This is a genomic window from Nocardia sp. NPDC051832, from assembly GCF_040681285.1.
GTDB lineage: Bacteria > Actinomycetota > Actinomycetes > Mycobacteriales > Mycobacteriaceae > Nocardia.
Genome location: NZ_JBFAYL010000001.1, coordinates 1,388,329 through 1,403,463, shown reverse-complemented (window position 1 = coordinate 1,403,463; position 15,135 = coordinate 1,388,329). Strand labels below are relative to the sequence as shown.

Annotated in this window: 16 protein-coding genes; 9 read left to right on the top strand and 7 right to left on the bottom strand. The window is 68.0% G+C overall.

All coding sequences use genetic code 11. The features are described 5' to 3' along the window. The first annotated feature begins 6 nt into the window (after positions 1 to 6). The 3 genes from AB0M14_RS06225 to ugpC are packed head-to-tail and all read left to right on the top strand — an operon-like array spanning position 7 to position 3,294. A complete protein-coding gene (locus AB0M14_RS06225; RefSeq protein WP_364991344.1) occupies positions 7 to 849 on the top strand; it encodes a carbohydrate ABC transporter permease in 843 nt (280 codons plus the stop codon). A 16-nt stretch (positions 850 to 865) separates the two neighbouring features. After that, positions 866 to 2,191 (top strand): ABC transporter substrate-binding protein, encoded by a 1,326-nt coding sequence (locus AB0M14_RS06220; RefSeq protein WP_364989389.1) that lies wholly within the window; start codon positions 866 to 868, stop codon positions 2,189 to 2,191. 23 nt (positions 2,192 to 2,214) lie between these two features. Then, positions 2,215 to 3,294, top strand: a complete 1,080-nt coding sequence (ugpC, locus tag AB0M14_RS06215) for a sn-glycerol-3-phosphate ABC transporter ATP-binding protein UgpC (protein WP_364989387.1) — start codon at positions 2,215 to 2,217, stop codon at positions 3,292 to 3,294. Position 3,295: 1 nt separating this feature from the next. Here ugpC and AB0M14_RS06210 read toward each other — a convergent pair whose 3' ends face one another. Continuing rightward, positions 3,296 to 4,852, bottom strand: coding sequence for a DUF4185 domain-containing protein (locus AB0M14_RS06210; RefSeq protein ID WP_364989385.1), 1,557 nt, complete (start codon positions 4,850 to 4,852; stop codon positions 3,296 to 3,298). A gap of 137 nt (positions 4,853 to 4,989) precedes the next feature. Between AB0M14_RS06210 and AB0M14_RS06205 the strand changes: the two genes are divergently transcribed. Beyond that, positions 4,990 to 5,460, top strand: a complete 471-nt coding sequence (locus AB0M14_RS06205; protein WP_364989382.1) for a hypothetical protein — start codon at positions 4,990 to 4,992, stop codon at positions 5,458 to 5,460. Here the strand turns inward: AB0M14_RS06205 and AB0M14_RS06200 are convergent. Together AB0M14_RS06200 and AB0M14_RS06195 are read right to left on the bottom strand one after the other, a co-directional pair. Continuing rightward, entirely contained in the window at positions 5,430 to 6,788 is a 1,359-nt protein-coding gene (locus tag AB0M14_RS06200) for an MFS transporter (RefSeq protein ID WP_364989380.1), read from the bottom strand. The two genes, AB0M14_RS06205 and AB0M14_RS06200, sit on opposite strands and share 31 nt — an antisense overlap. A 38-nt stretch (positions 6,789 to 6,826) precedes the next feature. Next, positions 6,827 to 7,306 (bottom strand): NUDIX domain-containing protein, encoded by a 480-nt coding sequence (locus AB0M14_RS06195; RefSeq protein WP_364989378.1) that lies wholly within the window; start codon positions 7,304 to 7,306, stop codon positions 6,827 to 6,829. Positions 7,307 to 7,525: 219 nt separating this feature from the next. Here AB0M14_RS06195 and AB0M14_RS06190 point away from each other — a divergent pair, with 219 nt between their 5' ends. Beyond that, the gene (locus AB0M14_RS06190) at positions 7,526 to 8,311 is read left to right on the top strand and encodes a pirin family protein (RefSeq protein ID WP_364989376.1); all 786 of its coding nucleotides are present in this window, start codon (positions 7,526 to 7,528) and stop codon (positions 8,309 to 8,311) included. A gap of 4 nt (positions 8,312 to 8,315) precedes the next feature. Here the strand turns inward: AB0M14_RS06190 and AB0M14_RS06185 are convergent, their stop codons facing one another. Then, on the bottom strand, positions 8,316 to 8,822 hold the full coding sequence (locus tag AB0M14_RS06185; RefSeq protein ID WP_364989374.1) for a hypothetical protein: 507 nt from the start codon (positions 8,820 to 8,822) through the stop codon (positions 8,316 to 8,318). A 136-nt stretch (positions 8,823 to 8,958) separates the two neighbouring features. Between AB0M14_RS06185 and AB0M14_RS06180 the strand changes: the two genes are divergently transcribed. The 4 genes from AB0M14_RS06180 to AB0M14_RS06165 all read left to right on the top strand — a co-directional run bounded on the left by AB0M14_RS06180 (position 8,959) and on the right by AB0M14_RS06165 (position 12,868). Then, positions 8,959 to 9,810, top strand: coding sequence for a helix-turn-helix transcriptional regulator (locus AB0M14_RS06180; RefSeq protein ID WP_364989371.1), 852 nt, complete (start codon positions 8,959 to 8,961; stop codon positions 9,808 to 9,810). 10 nt (positions 9,811 to 9,820) lie between these two features. Continuing rightward, positions 9,821 to 10,198 (top strand): DUF397 domain-containing protein, encoded by a 378-nt coding sequence (locus AB0M14_RS06175; RefSeq protein ID WP_364989369.1) that lies wholly within the window; start codon positions 9,821 to 9,823, stop codon positions 10,196 to 10,198. 79 nt (positions 10,199 to 10,277) lie between these two features. Then, positions 10,278 to 12,296, top strand: coding sequence for a M13 family metallopeptidase (locus tag AB0M14_RS06170; protein WP_364989366.1), 2,019 nt, complete (start codon positions 10,278 to 10,280; stop codon positions 12,294 to 12,296). A gap of 77 nt (positions 12,297 to 12,373) precedes the next feature. Then, a complete protein-coding gene (locus AB0M14_RS06165; RefSeq protein ID WP_364989364.1) occupies positions 12,374 to 12,868 on the top strand; it encodes an SRPBCC domain-containing protein in 495 nt (164 codons plus the stop codon). A gap of 8 nt (positions 12,869 to 12,876) precedes the next feature. On the opposite strand, the gene AB0M14_RS06160 is transcribed toward AB0M14_RS06165, so the two are convergent. Genes AB0M14_RS06160 through AB0M14_RS06150 form a run of 3 tightly spaced genes read right to left on the bottom strand, consistent with a single transcriptional unit; the run spans position 12,877 to position 15,124 of the window. Then, on the bottom strand, positions 12,877 to 13,734 hold the full coding sequence (locus AB0M14_RS06160) for a biotin-dependent carboxyltransferase family protein (RefSeq protein WP_364989362.1): 858 nt from the start codon (positions 13,732 to 13,734) through the stop codon (positions 12,877 to 12,879). After that, positions 13,731 to 14,369 (bottom strand): allophanate hydrolase subunit 1, encoded by a 639-nt coding sequence (locus AB0M14_RS06155; RefSeq protein ID WP_364989360.1) that lies wholly within the window; start codon positions 14,367 to 14,369, stop codon positions 13,731 to 13,733. The genes AB0M14_RS06160 and AB0M14_RS06155 overlap by 4 nt, the downstream gene beginning before the upstream one ends. Further along, positions 14,366 to 15,124: a 5-oxoprolinase subunit PxpA gene (locus tag AB0M14_RS06150; RefSeq protein ID WP_364989358.1), complete on the bottom strand. Its 759-nt coding sequence runs from the start codon at positions 15,122 to 15,124 to the stop codon at positions 14,366 to 14,368. Before AB0M14_RS06150 ends, AB0M14_RS06155 begins: the two co-directional genes overlap by 4 nt. Positions 15,125 to 15,135 lie beyond the last annotated feature (11 nt).

Here is a 15,135-nt window from a genome sequence, read left to right as displayed (position 1 = left end):
GAAACGATGTCCTACCGTCGCAGGCAGCGGCTGGCGACGCTGCTCGGCTACGCCGCCATGGTGTGCGTGCTGATCATCGTCGGGGTGCCGCTGTTCTGGATCTTCATCACCTCGTTCAAGGAACGCCCGGACATCTACACCCAGCCCGCCGTCTATTGGCCGAGCACCTGGCGTCCGCAGAACTACAGCGACGCGACCACGACGCTGCCGTACTGGACCTTCCTCCGGAACTCGCTGATCGTCACCGGAATCATCGCGGCGGTGAAGTTCGTACTCGGGGTGCTCAGCGCGTACGGCCTGGTCTTCCTGCGCTTCCCCGGCAAGACGCTGGTCTTCCTGATCATCATCGCCGCGCTCATGGTGCCGAATCAGATCACCGTCATCTCCAACTACGCGCTGATCGCCCAGCTCGGCTGGCGAAACACCTTCCAGGGCATCATCGTTCCGCTCTGCGGCGTCGCCTTCGGCACCTTTCTCATGCGCAACCACTTCCTGTCGCTGCCCTCGGAAGTGATCGAGGCGGCGCGGATGGACGGCGCGGGCTGGTGGCGGCTGCTGACCCGGGTGGTGCTGCCCATGTCGGGTCCGACCATGGTGGCGTTCGCGGTGGTCACGCTCGTCAACGAATGGAACGAATACCTCTGGCCGTTCCTCATGGCCGACAGCACCGAGGTCGCCACGCTGCCGGTGGGTCTGACGCTGCTGCAGAACACCGAGAACACCTCCGTCACCAACTGGGGACCGGTCATGTCGGGGACGCTGCTGACCATGCTGCCGATTCTCATCGTGTTCCTGCTACTGCAACGCCACATGATCAAGGGCCTCACCTCTGGTGCGGTCAAGGGCTGAAATACAGGAGATCGCAATGCCCCCTTCACAATTCCCGAATCTGTCCAGACGTGGCTTCATCGGCCTGGCCGGCGCGGCCGCCGCCGGCCTGGCCCTGACCGCGTGCGCGGGCGGCGGTGGCGGCAAGCAGGGCGGGGACGGCAAGACCATCAACTGGTGGTCGAATCACCCGGGCACCTCGAAGGATTACGAGCTCGAGCTGATCAACCGCTTCCAGGCCAAGTTCCCGGATCTGAAGGTGAACCTGGTCGACGCGGGCAAGAACTACGAGGAGGTGTCGCAGAAGTTCAACGCGGCCCTGTCCGGCGGTGAACTGCCCGATGTCGTGGTGCTGTCGGATGTCTGGTGGTTCAACTACGCGCTCAACGGCACCATCGAGCCGCTGGACGGGCACTTCGGCGACGCCGGGGTGCAGCTGGACGACTACGTCGACGCGCTCGCGGCGGACTACCTGTTCAACGGCAAGCACTACGCGCTGCCCTACGCGCGCTCGACTCCGCTGTTCTATTACAACAAGGACGTCTGGTCGAAAGCCGGTCTGCCCGACCGCGGCCCGGACAGCTGGCAGGAATTCGACGAGTGGGGCCCCCGCATCCAGGCCATCGTCGGCGACGGCAAGCTGGCGCACGGCTGGGGTGACGCGAAGAACTACTTCGCCTGGACCTTCCAGGGCCCGAACTGGACTTTCGGCGGCGCGTACTCCGACAAGTGGACGTTGAAGTTCACCGATCCCAGCACCATCAAGGCCGGACAGTTCCTGCGAGACATGGTGCACACCAAGAAGTACGCGGGCGTGAAGCCGGCGATCGCGACAGACTTCGGCGCGGGCGTCATCGCCTCCACCATCGCCTCGACCGGCGACCTGCGGGGCATCGCGAAGAACTCCGAAGGCAAGCTGGAGTTCGGCACCGCGTTCCTGCCGCATCCCAACGGGCCCGGCGTGACGACCGGCGGCGCCGGCCTGGCGATTCCGGCGCGCATCTCCGATGAGCGAAAGGTGAACGCGCTCAAGTTCATCGAGTTCATCACCAACCCCGCGAACACGGCGTACTTCTCGCAGAACACCGGGTACATGCCGGTGCGGAAGTCGGCGGTCAACGATCCCAGCGAGCAGGAGTTCTTGACGAAGAACCCCAAGGCCAAGGTCGCCATCGACCAGCTGGCCCTGACCAAGTCACAGGACTACGCCCGCGTCTTCGTCCCCGGCGGCGACCAGATCATCGGCACCGGCCTGGAGCAGATCGCACTGCAGAACGCCGACCCGGCGACCGCGTTCGCCGGGGTGCAGAGCCAGCTGCAAGCGATCATCGACCGGCAGATCACCCCGAAACTGCCCAAGTAACAACGCGTTAGGAGACAGACAGCATGGCTACAGTGCACTTCGACGGGGTGACGCACCAATATCCCGGTGCGCCGAGCCTTGCTGTCGACAATCTCGAACTCGATATCGCCGACGGGGAGTTCATCGTCCTCGTCGGCCCCTCGGGGTGTGGCAAGTCCACCAGCCTGCGCATGCTCGCGGGGCTGGAATCGGTGGAGCAGGGACGTATCCTGATCGGCGGCAAAGACGTCACGGGTTTGCCCCCGCGGGCCCGTGACGTCGCCATGGTCTTCCAGTCCTACGCGCTCTACCCGAACATGACGGTCGCGGAGAACATGGGCTTCGCGCTGCGCAATATGGGAATGAGCAAGTCCGACACCAAGGTCCGGGTGCTGGAGGCCGCGAAGATGCTGGAGCTGGAACCGCTGCTGGAGCGCAAGCCCGCGAAGCTCTCCGGCGGCCAGCGGCAGCGCGTGGCGATGGGGCGCGCCATCGTGCGCCGGCCCCAGGTCTTCTGCATGGACGAGCCGCTGTCCAACCTGGACGCCAAACTCCGGGTCAGCACCCGCTCACAGATCGCAGCCCTGCAGAAGCGGCTGGGCACCACCACCGTCTATGTCACCCACGACCAGGTCGAGGCGATGACGATGGGGCATCGCGTCGCCGTGCTGCTCGACGGCAAACTCCAGCAGATCGCCGCGCCGCGCGAGCTCTACGACAATCCGCTGAACACCTTCGTCGCCGGATTCATCGGCTCCCCGGGCATGAACTTGCTCGAGGCGCCGGTCGAGGACGGCCGCGCCGTCCTCAACGACCTGCGGATCCCGGTGCCCAACAACAGTTCCCGGTCCCGCGTCATCGTCGGTATCCGCCCGGAATCCTGGGAGGTCACCACCGACCCCGACAACAGCCTGGCCGTCGACGCCGAGCTGCTCGAGGAGCTCGGCGCCGAATCCTTCGTCTACAGCCATCCGATCACCGCGGAGTGGTCCAGCCGCTCCGGCAAGGTGGTGGCCCGGGTCGACCGGCACTTCCAGATCGCCCTGGGCGATCGCCTGCGGCTGCGCCCCAAGCTGAACGAGATCTTCTTCTTCGACGCCGACACCGAGCAGCGCCTGCGCTGACTCAGTCCGCGGGCTTCAGCTTCGCGTGCATCAGGTAGACGTTGTAGCTGTCCCACGCCGAAACCGTGAAGTACAGGTCCTCGGTGGTGGACCAGGGATGGATGAAGCCGCCGTAGGTCTTCGGATAGTCGGCGGTCGAGACCAGCTGTGCCGCGTCGGTCCAAATACCCTGAGGCGTAGCGGAATTCCGGACGACGATCGAGCCCTTCCCCGGATCCAGATAGACCATCTGCCACTGCTTCGCGGCCGCGTCGTAACGCACCGAGATCTCGCTCGCCAGGCCGAGCACCACGGGAGAGGCGTCGTTCTCGGCGGCCGGCGCCCAGTTGCCGTCGACCCAGTACTGGTAGGCCGATTTGTTCAGGACGTCGGCCTTGGGCACCCGCGCCAGCGCGATCATGCCGACCCGCCCGTTGGGCGTGCCGAACATGTAGACGTAGTCGCCCTCCGGGACCATGGCCGCGACCTGGAACCGGCCGCGTCCGAACACGTTGTCCCACTTGGCGTGCTGGTCCTTGACCCAGGTGTTGCCGCCGTCGTCGGAGTAGGCGATGCCGCCGTAGTTGGTGGACCACAGGCCGGGGATGCGGCTCCAGCGGTTCACCGACATGTAGCTCATGTACTGGCGGTTGCCCAGGGCGAAGCCCGAGGTCGGGATGACCGTGGTCTCCCAGTTCTTGACCTTGCGGCTGGCCAGGAACTCCGCCGCGTGGCAGCGGCTGTCCTGCACGAAGGTGTCGATCTTCAGGCCGTCGGCGAGATCGCGGTCGGTGCTGAAGCCGAGCACGTTGCTGCGCCAGTCCGGGCCGCCCGCGCCGCCCGTGACCCAGCCGTCGCCGAAGGTGTCGCCGAAGACCACGGCGACCTCGCCCGGCTTGGTCTCCCACATCAGGCCGAGGTCGGTGCCGTCGACCTGCCAGCGCATGTCGGTGCGGTTGATCGAACCGCGGCCGGTCACCTGGTTGACCAGCTCCACCCGCTCGACCTGCGGCGCGGCGACGGCTTCGGCGACCGGGCCGGGTTCGATGGGATGCACCACCCGCGGCGGGACGGGTTGCGGGGCCGCGCCCGGCTCCTCGCGCTCGTACGGGATCGGGATCGGCTCGATCTCCGGTTTGATCTCCAGCCGGGGCAGCTCGAACTTGCCCGCACCGGAACCCGAGTTCGACCCGGTGTCCGGAGCCTCCGGTTCGGTCGATTCCTCCGGCTCGGGCGTGTCCCGGAGGTCCGGGCAGGGATTGCGGCACGGATCGGCGGGCAGCGGCGCCTGCCCGACCCGGGTGTTGTCCTGCGGCGGATCGGGCACCGGCACCGGGGTGAACTCGGGGACCGGCACCGGGATCTCGATCTTCGGCGGAATCTGGATTACCGGCGGTGGCGGCAGATTCGGATCCGGCTGGCGCAGCAGCGGATCGAAGCCGACCTCACCGCACAGGTTCACCGGTGGGGGCGCCCACGGATGGGAATTGGCCTGAGCGGGCAACGGCACGCAGAGCAGTCCGGTGAGAACGGCTCCGAAGACTACTGGAGCATCCAGCTTCTCCGGCAGCAAGCCCATATCTGTTGACTCCCTGTCGATTCGGATCGAACGCGGGAAGATCAACTTACCGGAGCGTGCGCCGACGCGCGGGAAGCCGGGCGGTCGGAATACATTCGATATGGAACCGAATTCCGCGAGGCTGCGTCCAACTGGATATGAGCGATATCGAATACGTCTTCGGGACGGGTGACGGCGAGGTCCATGTCTGGTCCTCACCGGCCGATCTGGAATTGGCCCGCACCGGCACGGTCGACGCGGTGCAGTTGGATTTCGACGGCGACGGCCTGCTCGACGACGCGCTGTGGGACACCCGCGGCACCGGTGTCGCCGACGTCGCCGCGCTCGACCTGAACGACGACGGCGTGCTCGACCACTTCTATACCGACCCCTCCGCCCTGGGCACCTGGGATCACCTGGTCACCGGCTTCGACTCGGCCAACGAGCCGCTGGAGTGGACCATCCGGCCCGAACCGGAGCCCGGCCCGAGCCCGGCGCCGGACAATATCGTGACCGCCGATCTCGCCCAGGTGCTCGCGGAATATCCGGCGCTGCCCCATGATTCGCCGCGCTCGCCGCGCGATTTCGAACTTCTGGATCAGGCCGAGGCCGCCTGGCGGAATGATTGACGAGCGCGCCGCGCATTGACGGCAATTGCCACAATTCCGGCGAAATACACAGCCGCACCGGCGAGTACGACCGGCAGCGATCGGCCGTCGGCCGGAATAACCAGCGCCGCAACGGCAATCGCCAGCACGAAGGCGATGTTGAAGACGGTGTCCTGTAGCGCGAAAACCTGCCCGCGCCGGGCGTCATCGATATCGATCTGCATCGTCGCGTCACCGGTCAGCTTGATCGTCTGCCCGGCCAGACCGAAGAGGAACGCACCCGCCAGCAGCAGGTGATGCGCGTGCTCGGCGATGGGCCCGCCCTGCGCCACCGCGATCGGCGTCACCAGCGTCAACTGCACCAGCGTCGCGGTCAGCAACCCGGCCACCACGGTGCGCGGCCGGCCGAGCCGCGGAATCACCAGGGGCGCCACGACCGCCGCCACCAGCATGCCCGCCGCGGCCGCCGCGATCGCGACGCCGAACCCGAGCAGCCCACTGTCCAATCCGGAACCGCCGGCCGCCGGCGCCTCACGCAAGACCAGCACCATGATCAAGGTGTTGGTGCCGAACACGATTCGATGCGCGCCGATCCCGATCATCGCGGTCGTCACCTGCGCCGACTGCCAGACCGCGACCGCCCCAGTCTTCAGCCCCGTCGCGATCGCGTGCAGCGCGCTCCTCCCGTGGCCCGCGGCCCCGTCCTCGGGGCCGAGCACCCGCGCCCGGAACCCGGTGGCGAGCACCGCGCCCAGCACCGACCCGGCGGCGCTCACCCCGACCGCCACCGCGGACGCGAAATCGCCCGCGCCGAGCAGGCCGATGATCGCCACCGATGCCGCCGCACCGATCCCGGCGCACGCCGAAGCCACCGTCGCCAGCACCGAGTTCATCGGCACCAGCCACTGCTGGGCCAGCACCCGCGGCAGCGCCGCCGACACCCCGGCCAGCACGAACCGGCTGATCCCGACCACGGCCAGCGCGCCGAGCAGCAAGGGCAGCTCGCCGACCCCGGCGAGCAGCCCGAGCGCGACCGCGCCGATCAGCACGGCCCGGAAGACATTGGCCACCAGCAGCACCGCGCGCCGGTCCCACCGGTCCAGCAGCGCGCCCGCATAGGGCCCGATCAGGGAATACGGCAGCAGCAGCACCGCGAAACCCGCGGCGATCGCGAGCGGATCGGTCTCCCGTTCCGGATTGAACAGAATCGCCCCCGACAGCGCCGCCTGGAACATCCCGTCCCCGAACTGCCCGGCGAACCGCACTATCGCCAGGCGCAGCACGCCCGGACTGTCGCGCAGCGCGGTACGCAACGGCACCGACTCGGACGGGGCGGGTGCGGTCGACATCGTGCTGATTGTGCCGGGTGGCCCAGCGGCGCGGCCGGTCAGGCCGGATGCGGCTGGTCCAGCGAATCGACCAGGGCACGGATGGTCTCGCGGGTATCGGGCGTAAAGGGCAGCACCTCGAGGGCGCCCGCGTCGATCCACGCGTGTGCGTCGTGTTCGCCGGGGGCGAGCTCGACCCGGCCGGGCTCCGTTTCGACGATGAAGGAGAACTTGCGGACCTTGGCCTTGGTGCGGGTGGCGTAGTCGACGGCGCCGAGGAACTCCAGGAAGCCGCGCACCCGCAGGCCGGTTTCCTCGTGTAACTCCCGTTCGACGCACTCGGTGAAGCTCTCCCCGGACTCGACGCCGCCGCCGGGTAGTTCGTACATCCCGCCGTAATAGGAGTCCGGCACCCGGCGCACGACCAGCAGTTTGCGGTCCCGGAAGACCGCGACTCCGACCACGAAGTCGGTGATGCCCTCGGCCCGCGCGGTGGCGCGGAGATCTCGCTCGATGCGCTCGAGCGCCTCTGGTCGCATCCTGGATCACCTCCGGTTCCATTGCCGCGCAGATATTTTGCGTACCCTACTGGGCTCGTTGCCGCGTTCCACAGCTCGGCCGTTACTCCTCACCTGGCGTTCACCCGAAAGTCGCTAGGTAAAATGCCGAGTGCAGGACAATTTACTCGGAATCCGGGGTACCCCGTCGGAGGTGCTCCCACCCTGAAACGCAGGTCGGAGAAGGAGGGACCAGTTCACATGTCCACGCTCACGACTCCCCATATCGACATCCACCGCGGCGGCGACCGCATGAAGACCCGGATCCCGTGGCTGGACTCGAAGCACTCCTTCTCCTTCGGCGAGCACTACGACCCGGACAACACACATCACGGGTTGCTGCTGGTCAACAATGACGATGTGGTGCTGCCCGGTCAGGGCTTCGAGACCCATCCGCACCGGGACATGGAGATCGTGACCTGGGTGCTCGACGGCAGCCTGGTGCACCAGGATTCGCTGGGCCACAGCGGCGTCATCTATCCGGGTCTGGCGCAGCGCATGAGCGCGGGCGCGGGGATCCTGCATTCGGAGAAGAACGACTCCTGGCGCCTCTCGGACGCTGCCGCGGCGCACGAGGACCCGGTGCATTTCGTGCAGATGTGGGTGGTGCCGGACGAACCCGGCCTGACTCCCGGGTATCAGCAGCTCGAGATCGACGACGAACTAGCCGGCGGCGGTCTGGTGACGGTGGCCTCCGGGCTGCCGCGGTATCGCGATCGCACCGCCATCGCCATCAACAGCAGCCATTCGGCGTTCCACGTGGCGCGGATGCCGGGCGCGGACGGCGCACCCCAGGTCATCGACCTACCCGACGCTCCCTATCTGCATGTGTTCCTCGCGCGCGGCGAGGTCGAGATGGAAGGCGTGGGCCCGCTCTACGAAGGCGACGCCGTGCGGCTCACCAGATCCGGCGGGCAGCGCCTCACCGCGCACGGGCCCGCGGAAGTGCTGATCTGGGAGATGCACGCGCGCCTCGGCGGGCAGTAGCCGCTCACTCCGTCGCGGGTTCCTTGATCCGGGCCGAGCAGGCGCGCGTCGCCGCGACCACGTCACCGAGCAGCGGGCGGAAGTCGCGCTGCGGCGGATCGATCCACAGCCGGTAACCGCCTTGCTCGTCAGCGGGGGAGGGCAGCACCAATCTGGTACCCGGCAGCGCGACCGACGCGCACACCCGGAACAGATCCGAGAACAGCGCCATATCCAGGTACGAACTGTCGGTCGGACCGGTCAGGAACGTCCACCGGCCTGAACGCGGATGCGCGATCACCGGTCCGGTGCTCGCCTGCCCGGGGGCCAGCAGCGTCCGCACCCGTTCGCCGAGCGTGGCCGGCATGACGACCGCGCCGACCGCGCCCACTTCCAACATGATTCGGCCCAGCGCCGGATCGACCACGCCGTATAGCCCGTGGTCCTTGCGATATCGGCGGCACCGGGCGAGGGCATCCTGGGTCGCCGCGAAAGCTTCAGGACTGCCGGGATCTTTGCGGGACGTACTCATACGAACCTCGCCTCGATGCATCGATGGATCGATATGACGGGGAGAGCTGACCAGCTTGGATGCGACAGTAGCCCGGCCAAACTGGGTTGACAATAGTCACACGCAGAGGAATCGCGCGGGCGTAGCATCGCCAGTCATGGCACCCGTTTCGCCTACCGTCGCGCGTTGGGAATTGGTGTTGCGGCTGCGGGAGTTGCGGGAGCAGCGCGGCTTCGATTCCGCGACCTTCGCCAAACGCGTCGGCTTCACCGCCGCCAACTGGTCGCACGTGGAGAAGGGCCGCCGCGTCCTCACCGTCAACACCATCGGCCCCGTGCTCGAGCTGCTCGAAGTCGACGCCGAGGAACGGGCCGAACTGCTCGCGCTGCTGGACGCCAGCAAGCAGCGCGGCTGGTGGGCCAAGGCGGCCGCGCTGCTCGGCCCGGAATTGCAACGCCTGTACGGCATGGAGTTCGGCGCGCAGTCCATCCGCAGCTACGACAGCCTCATCGTGCCCGGCCTGCTCCAGACCGAGGACTATGCCCGCGCCCTGATCAGCGCCGATGTGATGATCCGGCCGGTGCAGGTGGAGCAGTTGGTGGGGATCCGGATGCAGCGCCAGGAACGACTATTCGGGCCGGAGCCGGTCGAGCTGACCGCGGTGATCGGCGAAGCCGCCCTGCGCCAGCAGACCGGCGGGCAGCAGGTGCTGCGCGGGCAGTTGAGTCATCTGTCCGACCTGCTGGAGAAACACGAGCACATCGAGGTGCGGGTGATTCCGTTCGCCGCCACCGCCGGGGCGATCCTCGGCGGCTCCAGTTTCCACCTGATCGACTTCGCCGGCCAGCAGCTGCCGACCTTCGGCTGGGCCGAGAGCGCGGTCTTCGGCGGGGCCGTGGAAGATCCGGACCTGGTGCGCGATATCGGCTTCGCCTACGTCCGCGCGCTCGGCCAATCCCTTTCCCGTGACGAATCATTGGCGCTGATCAGAGCTTATGACAAAGTGTAAAATCCTGCGCATGGCCACCACCGCTAGCCCTCGGCCGCCCCACACCGGCTGGTTCACATCGTCTCGATCCAACAACGGCAATCAATGCGTCGAGGTTCGGTTCGATGGTGATGCGGTGCTCATCCGGGACAGCAAATACCGCCGCAACCCGGCCAACCGCCGTGCCGAAGAGCCCATCATCACTGTCACCGCGCGCCAATGGAATTCGTTCCTGCGGCTCCTCACCAGTGGGCGAGCACACGATCAGTTGCTCGTGCACATCTCCTCCGACGGCAGCGCGACGATGCGCTACCGCGACATCAGCCTCAGCTACACCCCGGACGAATGGACCGCCTTCCTCGCGGGCGCCCGCGCCGGGGAATTCGACCGCATCCTCCAGTCCAGTTAGATCCCTTACCCGGCCGCGCCCCGCGGCCGGGGTCTGACCTCGCCCGCCGCGCTACCGCCGCGGCGGCATACTGGAGACCGTGACTTCCGAACTGACGAGCCCCTCCGGTATCGATCTGTCTCACCTGAATGACGCCGTGCGGGTGCAGGACGACCTGTTCGCGCATGTCAACGGCAAATGGCTGGACACCTACGAGATTCCCGCCGACCGGTCGGTCGACGGCGCCTTCCGCGCGCTCTACGACCAGGCCGAGCTGGACGTGCAGGCAATCATCCAGAATGCCGCCGCGGAACAGGCCGAGGCGGGAACCGACGCCCGCAAGATCGGCGATCTGTACTCCAGCTTCATGGACACCGAGACCGTCACCGCGGCCGGGCTGGCCCCGATCGCCGACGAACTCGCCGCGGTCCAAGCGGCGGGCGAGCGCTCCGGCTTCGCGGCGCTGCTGGGTCGCCTGCAGCGCACCGGCGTCGGCGGCGCGGTCTCCTGCTACGTCGACACCGACGACAAGAACTCCAACCGCTATCTCGCGCACACCACCCAGGCCGGCATCGGCCTGCCCGACGAGTCCTACTACCGCCAGGACGACTTCGCCGAGATCCGCGCCAAGTACATCGCGCACATCGGGCGGATGTTCGCGCTCGCGGCCACCGACCCGCGGATCGGCGCGCTGCTGCCGCAAGATCTGGACGGCGTCGGCCAGCGGGTCTTCGAGCTGGAGCAGAAGCTCGCGGCCGGGCACTGGGACGTGGTGAAGCGCCGCGACGCCGAACTGAGCTACAACCTCACCACCTTCGCCGAGCTCACCGCGGCGAACCCCGAGTTCGACTGGGCGGCGTGGACTTCCGCGCTCGCCGACGGGGTGGACAAGTCCGGGCCCGAATTGTTCGCCGAGGTCGTGGTGCGCCAGCCCGAGTTCCTGCGGACCTTCGCCCAGACCTGGGAGTCGGAATCCCTGGACGACTGGAAAGCCTGGACCGCGTGGCGGATCATCCGCTCCCGCGCCGCCTACCTGACCGACGAGCTGGTCGAGGAGAGCTTCGACTTCAACGGCCGCACCCTGAGCGGCCAGCCGGAGAACCGGGAACGCTGGAAGCGCGGCGTGTCCCTGGTCGAGGCGCTGCTCGGCGAGGCGGTCGGCAAACTGTATGTGGCCCAGCACTTCCCGCCGGAAGCCAAGGCCCGGATGGTGGAGCTGGTGGCCAACCTGCAGGAGGCCTACCGGCGCAATATCTCGCAGCTGGACTGGATGGGCGCCGACACCCGGCAGGCCGCGCTGACCAAGCTGGAGAAGTTCACCCCGAAGATCGGCTACCCCGACAACTGGCGCGATTACTCCGCGGTCGAGATCGATCCGGCCGACCTGGTCGGCAACTATCGGCGCGGCTACGCCGCCGACCACGACCGTGATCTGAACAAGCTCGGCGGGCCGGTGGACCGTAGCGAGTGGTTCATGACCCCGCAGACGGTGAACGCCTACTACAACCCGGGCATGAACGAGATCGTCTTCCCGGCCGCCATCCTGCAGCCGCCGTTCTTCGATATGAACGCCGACGACGCCGCCAACTACGGCGGCATCGGCGCGGTCATCGGCCACGAGATCGGGCACGGATTCGACGATCAGGGCGCGAAGTACGACGGCGACGGCAACATGGTCGACTGGTGGACCGATGCCGACCGGGCCGAATTCGGTAAGCGGACAAAGGCGTTGATCGAGCAGTACAACGCCCTGTCGCCGCAGGAACTCACCAACGACCACACGGTCAACGGCGCGTTCACCGTCGGCGAGAACATCGGCGACCTGGGCGGCCTGTCGATCGCCCTGGAGGCCTACCGGATCTCGCTGGACGGCGCCGAGCCCCCGGTGCTCGACGGCCTCACCGGCCTGCAGCGCGTCTTCTACGGCTGGGCGCAGGTGTGGCGCACCAAGGCGCGCACTGAGGAGGCCATCCGCCGGCTCTCCATCGACCCGCACTCGCCGCCGGAGTTCCGCTGCAACGCGGTAGTCCGCAATGTGGACAGCTTCTACGAGGCTTTCGACGTCAAGCCGGGCGACGCTCTGTATATGGAACCCGCTCAACGGGTGCATATCTGGTAATCGCCGTAGGGTCGGCGGGGTATCGGAGGTACAGCGGACTCTCCGCTCTACCCGGTCGACCCTAGGGAGAGAAGCACATGGCGAGCGGATTGTTCTACAGCGGACCGGATCTCGGCACACTGCACCGCGAATACGCCGCCAACGGACGCCTGGACGACTCCGCTCAGCTCAACAGCTCGCACAGCATCGTCGTCGCGGCGCCCGTCGCCAAGGTCTGGCAACTTCTCGTGGACGTCGCCAACTGGTCCAGCTGGTACCCCGGCTTCCAGTTGAAGACGCTGACCGAGGTCACCCCCGGCGGTACCTTCGAGTGGACCCTCGGCAACGGCACCATCCAGTCCACCTTCGCCGTGGTCGCTCCCGGGCGCGAACTCACTTGGTCCGGAAAGGCCATGTGGCTCAAGGCTGTCGACCGCCATGTCCTCGAACCGGTCGATGCGAACACCACGCGCGTCACCGTCGCCGAATCCATGAGCGGCGTTCTCATCCCGCTGATCTACAGCACCGCCAAGATCCAGAAAGTCCAGGAGACCCGTCTGCAAGCGCTGAAGGCCGTCGCCGAAGGTTCCTGACCTCCTGGTCAGTGGGCCGGGCGGAAGCGAATGACTCGCCCCGGGCGGGCCTGCGCGAACGCGTCGACGTCGGCGGACACGACGACCGCGAGCACGGGGTAACCGCCGGTGATCGGGTGGTCGGCCAGGAAGACGACCGGCTGGCCACTCGGCGGCACCTGGATCGAGCCGAGCGCCATGCCCTCGGTCGGTAGCTCGCCGGCGGCCTTGCGGGCCAGAGGTGGACCGGTACGGCGATCGAGCCGGGCTCCCACGCGGTCGGTATCGGCGGAGACCGTCCATTCGCCGCGGAACAGGGCAGCCGGGTCGGTGAACCAGTCGTCGCGCGGCCCGAGCACGACGCGGACGTCGAGGGGGTCGGCCGTGGGCTGGGCCACCGGCGCCACGTCGACGATCGGCAGGGTGTCCGGCGCCGGGCCGATCGGCAGGCGGTCGCCGGGGCGCAGTGGTTCCGGGCCGATGCCGGACAGGGTGTCGCGGCTACGGGATCCGAGCACCGGGGCGAGGTCGATGCCGCCGCGGATCGCGATATAGCTGCGCAGGCCGGTGCCGGCGAGGCCGAGCCGAAGTGTCTGTCCCGCGCGCAGTTCCAGCACGCTGGCCGGGCCGACCGGGGTGCCGTCGACGGTGGCGGGAGCGGGGGCGCCGGTGACCGCCAGGGTGTGCTGGCGGTCGACCCGCAGCGTCAGCCCGCCGAGCAGCGCTTCGATCGCCGCGAAGTGCTCCGGGTTGCCGACGAGGCGGTTGGCCAGACGGATGGAGCCGCGGTCGGCCGCACCCGCCACGCCGACGCCGGAGCCGAACCAACCCGGCCGGCCCAGGTCTTGCACGGTGGCGAGGGGACCTACAGCGTCGAGGAGAATCATGTGTCCGCCTCGACGAAGCGCACGGTGGACCCGGGCTGGATCAGGGCCGGCGGATCGCGATCGACGTCCCACATGCGTAAGTCGGTGCGGCCGATGAGTTGCCAGCCGCCGGGCGTACTGCGCGGATATACGGCCGTGTAGCCGCCCGCGAGCGCTACCGCGCCGGCCGGGATGGCAGTCCGCGCCTGGTCCCGGCGGGGGACGGTGAGGCGATGCCCGGCGGATTCGAGGTAGCCGAAGCCTGGGGCGAAACCGACGAACCCGCAGCGCCAGGTCGTCCCGGTGTGGGCGGCCACCACTTCCGCGGTGCTCAGGTTCAGCAGGCGCGCGACATCGTCCAGGTCGGCCCCGTCATAGCGAACCGGAATCAGCAATGGCTCGGGAAAGTCGTTGTGCGACAGTGTTCCACGGGAAACATCTCGGGCGGCCTGCTGGAGCAGCTCGTCCAGGGCGTGGCGGACCGGCTCCGCCACGCTCGGCGAATTCAGGGTCACCAGAATGGTTTCCGCGGCGGGCAGGACGTCCTCCACGCCCGGCACCGCCCGGTTCCGCAGGGCAGCAGCCAGATCGGCGACCCCGCCCGCCGGCGTCACCAGCAAGGCGCGATCACCGGCGGCACGGATCACCTCGGTCATGCGAACGACTCCAGCGGCAGGCCCAGTTCCGTCAGCCGGGTACGGATCCGGCGCGCCATCTCGACAGCGGCGGGCGAGTCGCCGTGCACACAGATACTCGCGGAGTCGACGGCCACCGGGTCGCCGTCCACCGTGCTTGTCGCGCCGCTGGTGGCGATCGAAACCGCCTGCGCGACAGCCGCGTCCGCGGACAGCACCGCCCCGGCGAGCGTGCGGGGGGCCAGCGTGCCGTCGGGAAGATAGGCCCGGTCGGCGAACCCTTCGCCGACGAACCGCACCTTCGCCTCCGCCGCCGCCTGCTCCAGCAGCGTGCCCGCCGGACCGAGCAGCACCAGCTCCGGATCGTAGGTCGTCATCGCGGCTACGACAGCGTCGGCCAGCTCGCGGTCCTGGGCCGCCGAATGGTAGAGCGCACCATGCGGTTTCACGTATCGCACCCGGTCACCGGCGGCGCGCGCGAAAGCGTCCAGCGCACCGATTTGATAGAGCACCTCGTCGCTCAGTTCGGCGGGGGGCACCGCGATCGCACGCCTGCCGAAACCCGCCAGATCCCGATAGCCGACATGGGCGCCGATCCGCACCCCTTTGCCGACGGCCAGCGCACAGGTGCGGCGCATGATCGACGGGTCACCCGCATGGAACCCGCAGGCGATATTCGCGCTGGTGACGATGTCGAGCATGGCCGCGTCGTCACCCATCGCCCACGGCCCGAAGCCTTCGCCGAGGTCGCTGTTGAGGTCGAGGGGCTGGCGCATGACCCAATTTT